This window comes from Streptomyces pristinaespiralis, assembly GCF_001278075.1.
GTDB classification, from domain to species: Bacteria; Actinomycetota; Actinomycetes; order Streptomycetales; family Streptomycetaceae; genus Streptomyces; species Streptomyces pristinaespiralis.
Genome location: NZ_CP011340.1, coordinates 2,294,584 through 2,307,483, shown reverse-complemented (window position 1 = coordinate 2,307,483; position 12,900 = coordinate 2,294,584). Strand labels below are relative to the sequence as shown.

The following is a 12,900-nucleotide window of genomic DNA, read 5'->3' as shown; positions in this document are numbered from 1 at the left end:
GTCCGGTCGGGGACGGGCACGGATCGACGGTAGGCACCCGGTGTGCCAGGGGCTGTCAGTGTTTCCGGCGAGAATGCCTCCATGTCTGCCGGACGACTGCTGTCGGTACTGCTGTTGCTCCAATCACGTGGCCGTATGTCCGCACGGGGGATCGCCGGCGAGCTGGGGGTCTCCGTACGGACCGCCTACCGTGACCTGGCGCGGCTCCAGACCGCCGGGGTCCCGGTCTACGCGGAGCCCGGCCCCGGGGGCGGCTATCAGCTGCTGGACGGCTATCGCACCCGCCTCACCGGGATGAGCGAGGGAGAGGCCCGCGCGCTGTTCCTCGCCGGACTGCCCGGCCCCGCCGCCGACCTGGGGCTCGCGACGGAGGTGACGACCGCGCGGCTGAAGCTGCTGGCCGCGCTTCCGGCGGGGCTGCGCGAGGAGGCGGCGCGGACCGCGGCGGTCTTCCACCTCGACGCTCCCGGCTGGTACCGGGAGCCCGAACAGCCGCCGCACCTGCCCCTGTTCGTCGACGCGGTGCTCGACCGGCGGGCAGTGGACGTGCGCTACCGGCGCTGGCGCGAGCCCCAGGAGGTGGACCGCCGTCTGCGCCCCTACGGCCTGGTGCTCAAGTCCGGCGTCTGGTACCTCGTGGCGGCGGGGCGGAGCCGGATCGCGACCTACCGGGTCGCACAGGTCCTCGAGGCCGCGCTGAGCGACGAGTCGTTCGACCGGCCGGAGGGCTTCGACCTGGGCGCGTACTGGGCCGCGTACCTGGAGGACTTCGAGGCCCGCCGCTACACCGGCACGGCGACCGTGCGCCTGTCCCCGCGGGGACGCCGGCGCCTGCCCGACAACGTCCCGCCGGAGGTGGTGCAGGCGGTCGATTCCACCGCGACCGCCGCGGACGCCGACGGATGGGTCGAGGCCGTCATCCCCACCGAGAGCACCGAGCACGCGTGCGGCGAGTTGCTGCGCCTGGGCACCGACGTCGAGGTCGTCGCACCGCCCGAACTCCGCGAGGCGATGGCCACGACGGTGGGCGCACTGGCCCGGACGTACGGGCCCGGCCCCGGGCGCTGACGGCACCCGGCGGCTTCCACCGGCACCCCCACACCATCGAGCGACGGCAGAACAACTCGAAGAATCACGAACCGCTCTCCGAGTGCCCGGGGCATCTCACCGCGGCAGCCAAGGGGCGCCTGCGACCTGTGCTTTTGCGCTGTGCCGAAAGCGCCTGTCCGGTACCGACGCCCGTCTGCGAGGGTGTCCGCAACGCTTTCGGCGGACAGATCCGAAAAGAGCCGAAACGTACACCCACGCGCAGGGCGCGAGACGCCCTGCGCCACTGATCGACCAAGGGGGAAACATCGTGGGATTCCGCATGACACGCACTCACCTGGGAGCCACGCTCGCCATGTGCGCGGCAGCCACACTGGCCATGAGTGCCTCGCCGGCCTCTGCCAAGATCTCCGACGGCTATGTCCGCGGTTACGACACGTACGTGGGCGACTGGGGAGATGAGGGGACCATCTCCACGGCTGCGTACTCACAGAACAACGCCGTCTGCCTCTGGCAGACCATCCTGTGGGCCGAGGGCGCCAACGAGTCGGACGGCACGAATTTCGACGGCACGGACATCGACGGCATCTTCGGCGGCAATACCTACGGCGCCACGAAGCGTCTCCAGGTGTCGTGGGGGCTTGCCTCGTCCTACGACAAGGCCGACGGCATGGTCGGCCCGAACACCTTCGGCAGGGCGGACAACCAGTTGGTGAAGACGGGCGGCAGCACCGCGCGGGGGGAGACGGTCGAGTTCGTGTACAACGGCTCGGTCCACGACTTCGCGGTCGAGCGTGACAGTGAGGGCAGGTACCGGTTCAGGGAAGGCAACGACACCTGGCGCCTGGCCGCCTACGGCTACCGCAGCTGCAGCTGACAAGGCTCCCGCACACGTGGATCCGGCCGTACTGTCCCTCGTCGGGACACGACAACGGGCCGTGCCCGGCGCTCCAGGCGCCGGGCACGGCCCGCTTTGTCGTGTGCCGGACGGCCCTGTCAGCCGATTTCGATGAGCAGATCGCCCGCCTCGACCTGCTGGATCCTGCCGATCGCGAGGCGGCGGACCGTGCCCGAGCTCTGGGCGGTGATCGACGCCTCCATCTTCATCGCCTCGATGGTGGCGACGGTCTGGCCGGCCGACACCGACGCGCCCTCCTCCACCTGGAGTGTGACCACGCCGGCGAACGGAGCCGCGACGTGGCCCTCGTTGCCCCGGTCCGCCTTCTCCGCCGCCTTGACCTCGGTCGCGACGGACCTGTCGCGCACCGAAACCGGCCGCAACTGGCCGTTGAGCGTGGCCAGTACGCTGCGGTAGCCGCGCTCGTCGGCGTCGGAGACGGCTTCCAGCTCGATGAGCAGCGTGACGCCGGGCTCGAGCGTGACGGTGTGCTCGGTCTCCGTCTCCAGTCCGTACAGGAAGTCCCGCGTCGGCAGGACGGAGGTGTCGCCGTACGCCTCGCGGTGCGCGTTGAACTCCTTGGTGGGGCCGGGGAAGAGCAGCCGGTTCAAGGTCGCCCGCGGCGACTGCGCGAGACCCTCGCGGTCCTCGTCCGACAGCTGGGGCGTGTCGGCCTTCGCCGGCCGGCCCTGGAGCGCGCGGGTGCGGAACGGCTCCGGCCAGCCGCCGGGCGGGTCGCCCAGCTCGCCGCGCAGGAAGCCGATCACCGAGTCCGGTACGTCGAACTTGCCCGGGTCCGACTCGAAGTCCGCCGCCGAGACGCCGGCGCCCACGAGGTGGAGCGCCAGGTCGCCGACCACCTTCGAGGACGGCGTCACCTTCACCAGCCGGCCGAGCATCCGGTCGGCCGCGGCGTAGCAGTCCTCGATGAGTTCGAAGCGGTCGCCCAGACCGAGGGCGATGGCCTGCTGACGCAGGTTGGACAGCTGCCCGCCGGGGATCTCGTGGTGGTAGATCCGGCCGGTGGGCGAGGCGAGACCGGACTCGAAGGGGGCGTACACCTTGCGGGTCGCCTCCCAGTAGGGCTCGAGGTCGCCGACGGCCTGGAGGGACAGACCGGTCGCGCGCTCCGTGTGGTCGGTGGCGGCGACCAGCGCCGACAGCGGAGGCTGGCTGGTGGTGCCGGCCATGGAGGCGACCGCCGCGTCGACGGCGTCGACCCCCGCGTCGATGGCGGCGATCAGCGTGCCGAGCTGCCCGCCCGCGGTGTCGTGCGTGTGCAGGTGGACCGGCAGGTCGAACCGCTCGCGCAGCGCGGTGACGAGGGTGCGCGCGGCGGGCGGGCGCAGCAGCCCGGCCATGTCCTTGATGGCGAGGACATGGGCGCCCGCGTCCACGATCTGCTCGGCGAGACGCAGGTAGTAGTCCAGCGTGTAGAGGGTCTCGCGGGGGTCGGAGAGGTCGGCGGTGTAGCAGAGGGCGACCTCGGCGACCGAGGTGCCGGTGGCGCGTACGGCGTCGATCGCCGGGCGCATCTGGGACACGTCGTTGAGGGCGTCGAAGATCCGGAAGATGTCCATCCCGGTCCGCGCGGCCTCGGCGACGAACGCCTCCGTGACCTCGGTCGGGTAGGGCGTGTAGCCGACCGTGTTGCGGCCGCGCAGCAGCATCTGGGTGCAGATGTTGGGCACGGCCTCCCGGATCTTGGCCAGCCGCTCCCACGGGTCCTCCGCGAGGAAGCGCAGCGCCACGTCGTAGGTGGCGCCGCCCCAGCACTCGAGGCTCAGCAGCTGCGGGGCGCTGTGGGCGACGTGCGGGGCGACGGCCAGCAGGTCGCGGGTACGGACCCGGGTCGCCAGCAGGGACTGGTGGGCGTCGCGGAACGTCGTGTCGGTGACGGCGACGGCCGACTGGGCGCGCAGCTCGGCGGCGAACGCCTCCGGACCGAGGGCGGCGAGGCGCTGCCGCGACCCGGCGGGCGGCTCCGCGAGCGGGACGGCGGGCAGCTTGTCCGCCGGGTCGATGACGTCGGGGCGCGGACCGTACGGCTGGTTGACGGTGATCTCGGCGAGGTAGCTGAGCATCCGGCTGCCGCGGTCGGCCGAAGGACGGGCCCGCATCAGCTCCGGGTGCTCGTCGATGAAGCTGGTGGTGATCCGCCCGTCCCGGAAATCGGGGTGGTCCAGTACGGCGCCCAGGAAGGGCAGGTTGGTGGCCACGCCCCGGATGCGGAACTCGGCGATGGCCCGGCGCGCCCGGCGGGCCGCGTTGGCGAAGTCGTGCCCGTGGCAGGTGAGCTTGACGAGCATCGAGTCGAAGTGTGCCGAGACCTCCGCGCCGGTGTGGACGGTGCCGCCGTCGAGCCGGACGCCGGGTCCGCCGGGGGAGCGGTAGGCGGAGATGGTGCCGGTGTCGGGCCGGAAGCCGTTGGCGGGGTCCTCGGTGGTGATGCGGCACTGCAGGGCGGACCCGTTGAGGACGATGTCGTCCTGCGTGAGGCGCAGTTCGGGCAGCGTCATGCCGGCGGCGATGCGCAGCTGTCCGATGACGAGGTCGCGCCCGGTGACCTGTTCGGTCACGGTGTGCTCGACCTGGATGCGCGGGTTCATCTCGATGAAGACGTGGTTGCCGCGCTCGTCGACGAGGAATTCGACGGTGCCCGCGTTCACGTAGCCGATGTGGCGTGCGAAGGCGACGGCGTCGGCGCAGATCCGCGCCCGCAGTTCCGGGTCGAGGTTCGGGGCGGGCGCGATCTCGACGACCTTCTGGTGGCGGCGCTGCACCGAGCAGTCCCGCTCGTAGAGGTGCACGACGTTGCCCTCGGCGTCGGCGAGGATCTGCACCTCGATGTGGCGGGGGTTGACCACCGCCTGCTCCAGGAAGACCGTCGCGTCGCCGAAGGCGGAGCGCGCCTCGCGCATCGCCGCGTCGATCGCCTCGCGCAGCTCCGAGGGCTCGGCGACCCGGCGCATACCGCGTCCGCCACCGCCCGCGACGGCCTTCACGAAGACGGGGAAGCCGATGTCCTTCGAGGCGGCGACGAGCGTGTCGACGTCCTCCGACGGTTCGGAGGACTTCAGCACCGGTACGCCCGCCTCCCGGGCGGCCGCGACCGCCCGGGACTTGTTCCCGGTCAGGTGCAGCACCGACGCCGGCGGCCCGACGAAGGCGATACCGGCCTCCGCGCACGCGGCGGCGAGGTCGGGGTTCTCGGAAAGGAAGCCGTAACCCGGGTAGATGGCGTCGGCCCCCGCCTTACGGGCCGCCTTGATCACCTCGTCCACCGAGAGGTAGGCCCGCACGGGATGACCGGGCTCCCCGATCTGGTACGCCTCGTCGGCCTTGGCCCGATGGAGGGAGTTGCGGTCCTCGTAGGGGAACACCGCCACTGTGGAGATTCCGAGCTCGAACGCCGCGCGGAAGGCGCGGATCGCGATCTCGCCGCGGTTGGCGACCAATACCTTGCCGAACATCAAACTCCCCAGTCGTGTCGCGGGCCGGGCGGCCTCAGGACGGGCGATGTCGCACGGGACGCCGGTGCCGGCATCCGGTGGTCATGCGGCGGCGGCGATGTGCCGGGGGGCCTTGGGCCCGAAGCGCTCGACACCGTATCGGAGACCTTCCCAGAGATCACGGAGACAGACGATGGCCTGCGTCACTGCCGGGGCCGGTGCTCGTTGGTGATCTGCGCCACGGTCATCGCGGCCGGTCCGGCCGGGTGGAGGGCCGGGCGGTGAGCGGGCTCGCCGCCGGGCGGCGCGGGCCGGGATCCGGGCCCACACCGGGTGGGCGCGCCCGCGCGGTGGCTCGGACGGCCGCGGCGCGGTGAAGAGATCAGTCCGGGGCGAGCGAATATCTGTGACCGCGAAGTGAGAAATCAGCGCGACGCGCGGTGAGGGTATCTCGCGTAACAGGCGGAAAAGAATTACTTGCAGCGCCCGGTCGATCTCGCCGTGCTACTGTCGTTATCAGTTGCAGTTGTGGTTCCCGAAAATCCAAGTGCCCCGGCGGCCCTCAGGTCGCTGTGAGCGCTTTTGTGTATCCGGTCATTTCCGGACGGGGTGATCATTGCGGCGACACGGAGACCGCACGGTGTGGACTCCGGGTACTGCCCCGAAGGAGATTTGACATGGCATCTGGCGTCGTGAAGTGGTTCAACGCGGAAAAGGGCTTCGGCTTCATCGAGCAGGACGGTGGCGGGCCTGACGTGTTCGCCCACTACTCGAACATCGCCGCCCAGGGCTTCCGTGAGCTGCTGGAAGGCCAGAAGGTGAACTTCGACATCGCGCAGGGCCAGAAGGGCCCGACCGCCGAGAACATCGTTCCGGCCTGACGCTGAAGCGTGATCGAGCCGGGGCCCGCACCTTGGGGTGCGGGCCCCGGCTCGTTGCAGTTGCGGGGCTCTGGCCCCGACACCGCGGCCCATCGTGCCGCGGCCCCTCTCCGGAGATCGCGGTCCCCTCGCGTGGCGGATGTCCCTCCCGCCTCCGGACGAACATTCGGCAGGGACTCATTCCGGCATTGACGTCCGAATCGATCTGCCCGTCCCGGTGACCCGTCAGGGTTTCTCCCCGGGTGTTCCGATTCGCTTTCGTTTTCGCTTTCTGCCTGGCTCGTTCTCGCGATTCTCCGTGCTGCTCCTCTGCTGCGGTAATTCCTTGATACGTGCCACATCGAGGAAGGTTCCGTATGAACCGCACACGTACCGACGACCGTTATTCCCGCACCCGTAGCGGTGGTGGCTCCGGCCGGGGCAGCCGTTTCGGCTCGTCGGCTCCCACCCGTTCCGGTGGTTCCGGCCGTTCCGGTGGTTCCGGTCGCTCCGGCGGTTACGGCCGCAGGCCCGCCGCGGCGCAGGGCGAGTTCGCCCTCCCCGTCACCGTCACCCCCGCTCTGCCGGCCGTCGAGCGGTTCGCCGATCTCGACATGCCCGAGCAGCTGCTCGCGGCGCTCGCCGCCCAGGGCGTCACCGTGCCGTTCCCCATCCAGGGGGCGACGTTGCCGAACACCCTCGCCGGCCGTGACGTGCTCGGCCGCGGCCGCACCGGCTCGGGCAAGACCCTCGCCTTCGGTCTGGCCATGCTGGCCGGTACCGCCGGCAAGCGCGCAGAGCCCAGGCTTCCGCTCGCCCTGGTCCTCGTCCCGACGCGGGAGCTGGCCCAGCAGGTCACCGACGCGCTCACCCCGTACGCCCGGTCGCTGAAGCTGCGGCTGGCCACGGTCGTCGGCGGCATGTCGATCGGCCGCCAGGCCGGCGCGCTGCGCAGCGGCGCCGAGGTCGTCGTGGCGACGCCCGGACGGCTGAAGGACCTGATCCAGCGCGGCGACTGCCGGCTCGACCAGGTCGCCGTGACCGTCCTCGACGAGGCGGACCAGATGGCCGACATGGGCTTCATGCCCCAGGTCACCGCCCTCCTCGACCAGGTCCGCCCGGACGGCCAGCGGATGCTGTTCTCCGCCACCCTCGACCGCAACGTCGACCTGCTGGTGCGCCGATACCTGAACGATCCGGTCGTGCACTCCGTCGACCCGTCGGCCGGCGCCGTCACGACGATGGAGCACCACGTGCTGCACGTCGACAGCGCCGACAAGCACGCCACCACGACGGAGATCGCGGCCCGCGACGGCCGCGTGATCATGTTCCTGGACACCAAGCACGCGGTGGACCGGCTGACGAAGGACCTGCTCAACAGCGGCGTACGGGCCGCGGGCCTGCACGGCGGCAAGTCCCAGCCGCAGCGGAACCGCACGCTGACGCAGTTCAAGAGCGGGCACGTCACCGTGCTCGTCGCCACGAACGTCGCCGCCCGCGGCATCCACGTCGACAACCTCGACCTCGTCGTCAACGTCGACCCGCCGACCGACCCCAAGGACTACCTGCACCGCGGCGGCCGTACCGCCCGGGCCGGCGAGTCCGGCAGCGTCGTCACCCTGGTGACCCCCAACCAGCGCCGTGACATGGCCCGTCTCCTGACGCACGCCGGGGTCCGCCCGGTGACCACCCAGGTCAGGTCCGGCGGCGCCGAGCTGAACCGCATCACCGGCGCGCAGGCCCCGTCCGGCACACCGGTCGTCATCACGGCACCGGTGACCGAGCGTCCCGCGCGCAGCGCCGGCTCCCGTAACCGGCGCAGCCGTTCGTCCCAGGCGCCGCGCCGTGCTCCCCGGCGGCAGGCCGCCGTCGGCACCGCGGCCTAGGCACCCCGGACGAACAACACCCTCAACCACCGTCGCAGGAGGCATCTTTTGGCACCGGTTCAGCTGAAGCACCGTCCGGTCGGCACGAGCTCCGGCGACAGGTCGGCGGCCGGCCTCGTGCCGGCGGCCGGACCGAAGGCCGGTTGCGACACGACCGCGAAGGTCTGGGGCGACATGACCGTGGAGGTGGCGCTGTCCGTGATGGCCGGCGCCCGCTCCGGGCACCTGCTCATCTGCGACGCGGACGACCGGTGCACCGGATCCGTCACCCTGGCGCAGCTCGTCGCCGTACGCGACAGCGCCGTCCGCACGGACACCGTGCGCCTCAGCGATCTCGCCGCTCCCTCCCGTTGAACCGCCGCACCCCCGCGGGCTCCCCTTCCCGCTTCCCCACTTCTCCCTGTGAGGTCTCATGCGCTGCGTCATCGCTCGCTTCCCCTTCGATCTGACCAAGAGTGGCGTGCTGGAGTCGATGAAGGGCGTCAAGCCCGAGCCGATCACCGGTGAATTCGTGGTCATCGGCCGCCGTCAGTACCCCGTCAAGCAGGTGGGCGCGGTCATCACCCGACAGGACCGCCGTGACTTCAGCGCGGGCGAGGTCGTCCGGGCGATGACAGGACTCGGCTTCACCTGCCGGTCCGCCGTCCCGGCAGCGCCCGTCGGCGTGCTCACCCCGCTCCAGCAGGCGCACGCCTCGCTCGGCAGCACGGTGGCCGGCTGACCCACCGGCACCCTCCGGGCCTGGGCAGGCACCTGAGGGCAAGGAACGAAGAGGGCCCGACCGGCGCGCGCCGGTCGGGCCCTCTTCTTGTGGTGTCACTGTCCTGGTAGTGGTGGATTCACTGGTCGGAATAGCTGAAGTCGCCGACGGTCCAGGCGCTCACGTCCTCGATCGAGACGCGGTACATGCCGCCTGTTTCGGGGATCCCGATGGTGCCCTGGAGGATCCGCGCCACATGGAAGTGCAGATGTGTGGGCGGACCTTGCTTCGCGGGGGAGGCGCTGAAGGCGCCGGAGAACGCGCGGAGGCTTTCCGAGTCGGTCAGCACCTCCGACACACGCTGCCTCCACACGGCTTCGGGGGCCAGCCGGCCGGTGATGACCGTGCCACCGGTGACCACGGTCAGAGACATGAGATTGCTTTGCCCGGACTCCACCAGGGCGGCCACGTCGACGAGCAGAGCGTCAGGTTTCGACATGACAGGCGAGTTTATTTCACCCGGGCCCTTTCCATGGATGCGAGTCCGGCCCACGGGCCCAAGATCCCTGAGTGCGCAGCTCAGGCGTGATCGTCCCGCGGAGGGAACGGGCCCGGCACCCGGCGGCCGCTCATCGACGGCACCCGCGGGGCCGGGCCCTGTCCGTGGTGGTCACCAGCTGATCCGGGCTGCCACCGGCAGGTGGTCGCTGCCGGTGGCCGGCAGCACCCACGAGCTCTGCGGCTCCACGCCGCGGACCAGGATCTGGTCGATCCGCACCACCGGGAACTTCGCCGGCCAGGTGAAGCCGAAGCCGTCCCCGGCCTCGTCCTGGGCCGAGCGCATCAGCGAGGTGATGCCGGCGAACGCGCGGTCGTCCGTGGTGCCGTTCAGGTCGCCGAGCAGCACCACCCGCTCGTTCCGTTCGGCGGCGAGGGCCTCGCCGAGCGCCTGTGCGTTGCGGTCCCGGCTGTCCGTCCAGAAGCCCCCTCTGGGCATCAGCCGTACGGATCCCAGGTGGGCGGCATAGACCGCCAGCGGCCCTTGATCCGTGGCAACCGTGGTGCGCAGCGCCCGGTTGTAGGCCATCTTGACCTCGGCCGGCTTGGTGTCCCCCAGCGGCCCGTAGTCCATCCGGGTGTCGACCGGCCGGGTGTCCGACAGCGGCAGCTTGCTCCACAGCCCGACCGTGCCCTGCACCGTGTGGTACGGGTACGCCTCCGCCAGCTCCTTCTCGTACGTGCCCCGGACCTGGTGGGTCAGCTCCACCAGCGCCAGCACGTCCGCCCCGGAGGCGGCCAGGTCGCGGGCGGTGCCGACGGGGTCCGGGTTGCCCTCACCGACGTTGTGCTGGGCCACGGTGAGGTCGCCGCCCGGGTGGGACCTGTCGCCGAGCAGCCCGCCGAAGAGGTTCAGCCACACCACGGCCGGCAGCAGCAGCGCGACCACCGCGGAGGGGGAGCGGCGCCACAGCGCCCAGGCCAGCAGCACCGGGACGAACAGGCCGAACCACGGCAGGAAGGTCTCCACCAGGCTGCCGAGGCCCCCGAAGTCCGTGATCTGCGCGTGCAGCAGCATGAACAGGCCCAGCAGCAGCGCCGACGCCGCGAGCACCGGGCCGCGCTTCCACTGTCCCGGCCGGGAGACGGCGCGGACCGCCCGGCGGACGCCTGTGCTGCGGATACCGGAGCCTGAATCCTGGCGGGCGGCGGCGTCGTCCTGCCCGGTCTCCGCCGTGGCCACCCGCGTCATCGTCCGTCCTCGATCGCTGCCGGTCACTGCTGCGTCCTCGGGTCCTGGGTGGGCACTGCACACGTGGCGGGCAGGCACGATCGATCGCATCGGTGCGCCCGATGCCGTTTGCGCGACGAGTGGGTCATGCCGCAAGTCAAGGCACCTCGGTGTTGCCGGGGCGTATGCGGTTCTCGATACGCCGACGATATGCGCCGACTTCTAGCATCGGAGCATGCGTGTGCTGATCGTCGAGGACGAGCCCTATATGGCAGAGGCCATCCGCGACGGCCTGCGGCTGGAAGCCATCGCGGCGGACATCGCGGGTGACGGCGACACCGCTCTGGAGCTGCTGAGCGTCAACGCCTACGACATCGCCGTCCTCGACCGGGACGTCCCCGGCCCCTCGGGTGACGAGATCGCCGAACGCATCGTCGCCTCGGGCAGCGGCATGCCGATCCTCATGCTCACCGCGGCCGACCGCCTCGACGACAAGGCGTCCGGGTTCGAACTCGGCGCCGACGACTACCTCACGAAACCGTTCGAACTCCGAGAGCTCGCGCTGCGGCTCAGAGCGCTCGACCGCAGGCGTGCGCACAACAGGCCACCCGTGCGGGAGATCGCGGGTCTGCGGCTGGATCCGTTCCGCAGGGAGGTCCACCGGGAGGGCCGTTACGTCGCGCTGACCAGGAAGCAGTTCGCCGTGCTCGAAGTGCTCGTCGCCGCCGAAGGCGGTGTCGTCAGTGCCGAGGAACTCCTGGCACGCGCGTGGGACGAGAACGCCGACCCGTTCACCAACGCCGTGCGGATCACCGTCTCGGCGCTGCGGAAGCGGCTCGGCGAACCCTGGATCATCGCCACCGTGCCGGGCGTCGGCTACCGCATCGACGCGCGACCGCAGGCCGGGCACGGGAGCGGAAGCGTGGGCGGGGACCGTGGATAGGGCGCCCGGGTGGAGCGTTCGCCTCAAACTCACCCTCAGCTACGCCGGGTTCCTCCTGCTGGCCGGGGTCATGCTGATCGCGGCGGTGTGGGTGTTCCTGCTGAGCAACCTGCCCGAGGTGACGAGCAGCATCGGCGGACTGCAGGTCCGTGCCGTCCTCGCGCGCGACTTCGCGGCGGGGGCAGCCGTGGTCATGGCGTTCCTGCTGGTGTTCGGCCTCGTGGGAGGGTGGCTGCTCGCCGGCCGCATGCTCGCCCCGCTGACCCGCATCACGGACGCCACACAGCGTGCCGCGAACGGATCGCTCTCCCACCGGATCCGACTGGAGGGGCGCAACGACGAGTTCCGCGCACTTGCCGACGCCTTCGACGACATGCTCGCGCAGCTCGAAGCACACGTCGCCGAGCAGCGGAGATTCGCGGCCAACGCCTCGCACGAGCTGCGCACCCCGCTGGCGATCTCGAAGGCGCTTCTCGACGTGGCCCGCACCGATCCCAACCACGACCGCGGCGAAATCATCGACCGCCTCCATGCCGTCAACACCCGGGCGATCGACCTCACCGAGGCGCTCCTCCTGCTCAGCCGCGCCGAGCAGCGGTCCTTCACCCGGCAGCCCGTCGACCTGTCCCTCCTCGTGGAGGAGGCCACGGAAACACTGCTCCCGCTCGCCGAGAAGCGTGGTGTCACCTTCGAAACCTCAGGTGACATCGCCCTGGCCACCGGGTCGCAGGCGCTCCTGCTGCAGATGACGACGAACCTCGTGCACAACGCCGTCGTGCACAATCTGCCCGAGCGGGGCACGGTGCGGATCGCGACCGGCGTCCGCCCCGAGGGCGTGGTGCTCACGGTCGAGAACACCGGCGAGAAGCTCCCCCCGGCGTTGGTCCCGACACTCACCGAACCGTTCCGGCGCGGCAGCGAACGCGTGCGCACCGACCACGCGGGTGTCGGCCTCGGCCTGGCCATCGTCAAGAGCATCGCCCACGTGCACGACGGCACGCTCACGATCACGCCGCGCGCCGCGGGCGGACTCCGCATCACCGTGGAGCTGCCGGCGGCAGCCCCGCAGACCGGCAGGCACCCCTGAGCAGGGGCGGAGCGCCCTGACCGCGTCCGCCGGTGATCTCACGTTACCTCCGTCCCGAGCACTCAAAAATCTATGCTCGCCGTAGTAGACATTCGCTTCCGATGTGGTTAGTGTTCCTGTTGTAGCCGAGATCGGAGAGAGCCCGGCAGAGACGAACTGCCGGGCAGCAGTACAAAGCAGTACCCGCAGTTCGGTGCGGTGGTGGAGTTCCGGAGCCGGTTTCGCAGGATGGCGACGGGGCTGGCCGCCGTACTGGGTGGCCCGCGGTGATGAGGGGCCACCGGAAGCAGTACCAAGT

The 12,900-nt window shown here is 70.9% G+C and carries 11 protein-coding genes; 8 read left to right on the top strand and 3 right to left on the bottom strand.

The genetic code is table 11. The features are described from left to right. Positions 1-81: 81 nt before the first annotated feature. Together SPRI_RS09625 and SPRI_RS09620 are read left to right on the top strand one after the other, a co-directional pair. The gene (locus tag SPRI_RS09625) at positions 82-1,068 is read left to right on the top strand and encodes a helix-turn-helix transcriptional regulator (RefSeq protein ID WP_037773564.1); all 987 of its coding nucleotides are present in this window, start codon (positions 82-84) and stop codon (positions 1,066-1,068) included. Between the two features lie 301 nt (positions 1,069-1,369). Continuing rightward, on the top strand, positions 1,370-1,924 hold the full coding sequence (locus tag SPRI_RS09620; RefSeq protein ID WP_037776204.1) for a peptidoglycan-binding domain-containing protein: 555 nt from the start codon (positions 1,370-1,372) through the stop codon (positions 1,922-1,924). Between the two features lie 119 nt (positions 1,925-2,043). Here SPRI_RS09620 and SPRI_RS09615 read toward each other — a convergent pair whose 3' ends face one another. Then, a complete protein-coding gene (locus SPRI_RS09615) occupies positions 2,044-5,418 on the bottom strand; it encodes a pyruvate carboxylase (RefSeq protein ID WP_053556855.1) in 3,375 nt (1,124 codons plus the stop codon). A gap of 656 nt (positions 5,419-6,074) precedes the next feature. Between SPRI_RS09615 and SPRI_RS09610 the strand changes: the two genes are divergently transcribed. The 4 genes from SPRI_RS09610 (at position 6,075) to SPRI_RS09595 (ending at position 8,864) form a co-directional block, all read left to right on the top strand. Further along, complete coding sequence (locus SPRI_RS09610) at positions 6,075-6,278, top strand: cold-shock protein (RefSeq protein ID WP_005310809.1); 204 nt, start codon at positions 6,075-6,077, stop codon at positions 6,276-6,278. Positions 6,279-6,634: 356 nt separating this feature from the next. After that, positions 6,635-8,143 carry a DEAD/DEAH box helicase gene (locus SPRI_RS09605; RefSeq protein WP_005310807.1) on the top strand — a complete coding sequence of 503 codons (1,509 nt, stop codon included), beginning with the start codon at positions 6,635-6,637 and terminating at the stop codon, positions 8,141-8,143. A 48-nt stretch (positions 8,144-8,191) separates the two neighbouring features. After that, on the top strand, positions 8,192-8,497 hold the full coding sequence (locus SPRI_RS09600; protein WP_005310805.1) for a CBS domain-containing protein: 306 nt from the start codon (positions 8,192-8,194) through the stop codon (positions 8,495-8,497). Between the two features lie 58 nt (positions 8,498-8,555). Then, on the top strand, positions 8,556-8,864 hold the full coding sequence (locus tag SPRI_RS09595) for an SCO5918 family protein (protein WP_005310803.1): 309 nt from the start codon (positions 8,556-8,558) through the stop codon (positions 8,862-8,864). A gap of 118 nt (positions 8,865-8,982) precedes the next feature. Here SPRI_RS09595 and SPRI_RS09590 read toward each other — a convergent pair whose 3' ends face one another. Together SPRI_RS09590 and SPRI_RS09585 are read right to left on the bottom strand one after the other, a co-directional pair. Then, positions 8,983-9,342, bottom strand: a complete 360-nt coding sequence (locus SPRI_RS09590) for a hypothetical protein (protein WP_005310801.1) — start codon at positions 9,340-9,342, stop codon at positions 8,983-8,985. Positions 9,343-9,513: 171 nt separating this feature from the next. Next, the gene (locus tag SPRI_RS09585) at positions 9,514-10,593 is read right to left on the bottom strand and encodes an endonuclease/exonuclease/phosphatase family protein (RefSeq protein WP_078535231.1); all 1,080 of its coding nucleotides are present in this window, start codon (positions 10,591-10,593) and stop codon (positions 9,514-9,516) included. 214 nt (positions 10,594-10,807) lie between these two features. Between SPRI_RS09585 and SPRI_RS09580 the strand changes: the two genes are divergently transcribed. Both SPRI_RS09580 and SPRI_RS09575 read left to right on the top strand, forming a co-directional pair. Beyond that, positions 10,808-11,515: a response regulator transcription factor gene (locus tag SPRI_RS09580; RefSeq protein ID WP_005310797.1), complete on the top strand. Its 708-nt coding sequence runs from the start codon at positions 10,808-10,810 to the stop codon at positions 11,513-11,515. Beyond that, a complete protein-coding gene (locus SPRI_RS09575; RefSeq protein WP_005310795.1) occupies positions 11,508-12,602 on the top strand; it encodes a sensor histidine kinase in 1,095 nt (364 codons plus the stop codon). The genes SPRI_RS09580 and SPRI_RS09575 overlap by 8 nt, the downstream gene beginning before the upstream one ends. Positions 12,603-12,900 lie beyond the last annotated feature (298 nt).

Coding starts and splice junctions, on each gene's coding strand:
- SPRI_RS09605 (WP_005310807.1), top strand. CDS start 6,635: ATGAACCGCACACGTACCGACGACCGTTATTCCCGCACCCGTAGCGGT.
- SPRI_RS09620 (WP_037776204.1), top strand. CDS start 1,370: ATGACACGCACTCACCTGGGAGCCACGCTCGCCATGTGCGCGGCAGCC.
- SPRI_RS09610 (WP_005310809.1), top strand. CDS start 6,075: ATGGCATCTGGCGTCGTGAAGTGGTTCAACGCGGAAAAGGGCTTCGGC.
- SPRI_RS09580 (WP_005310797.1), top strand. CDS start 10,808: ATGCGTGTGCTGATCGTCGAGGACGAGCCCTATATGGCAGAGGCCATC.
- SPRI_RS09585 (WP_078535231.1), bottom strand. CDS start 10,593: ATGACGCGGGTGGCCACGGCGGAGACCGGGCAGGACGACGCCGCCGCC.
- SPRI_RS09590 (WP_005310801.1), bottom strand. CDS start 9,342: ATGTCGAAACCTGACGCTCTGCTCGTCGACGTGGCCGCCCTGGTGGAG.
- SPRI_RS09595 (WP_005310803.1), top strand. CDS start 8,556: ATGCGCTGCGTCATCGCTCGCTTCCCCTTCGATCTGACCAAGAGTGGC.
- SPRI_RS09625 (WP_037773564.1), top strand. CDS start 82: ATGTCTGCCGGACGACTGCTGTCGGTACTGCTGTTGCTCCAATCACGT.
- SPRI_RS09615 (WP_053556855.1), bottom strand. CDS start 5,418: ATGTTCGGCAAGGTATTGGTCGCCAACCGCGGCGAGATCGCGATCCGC.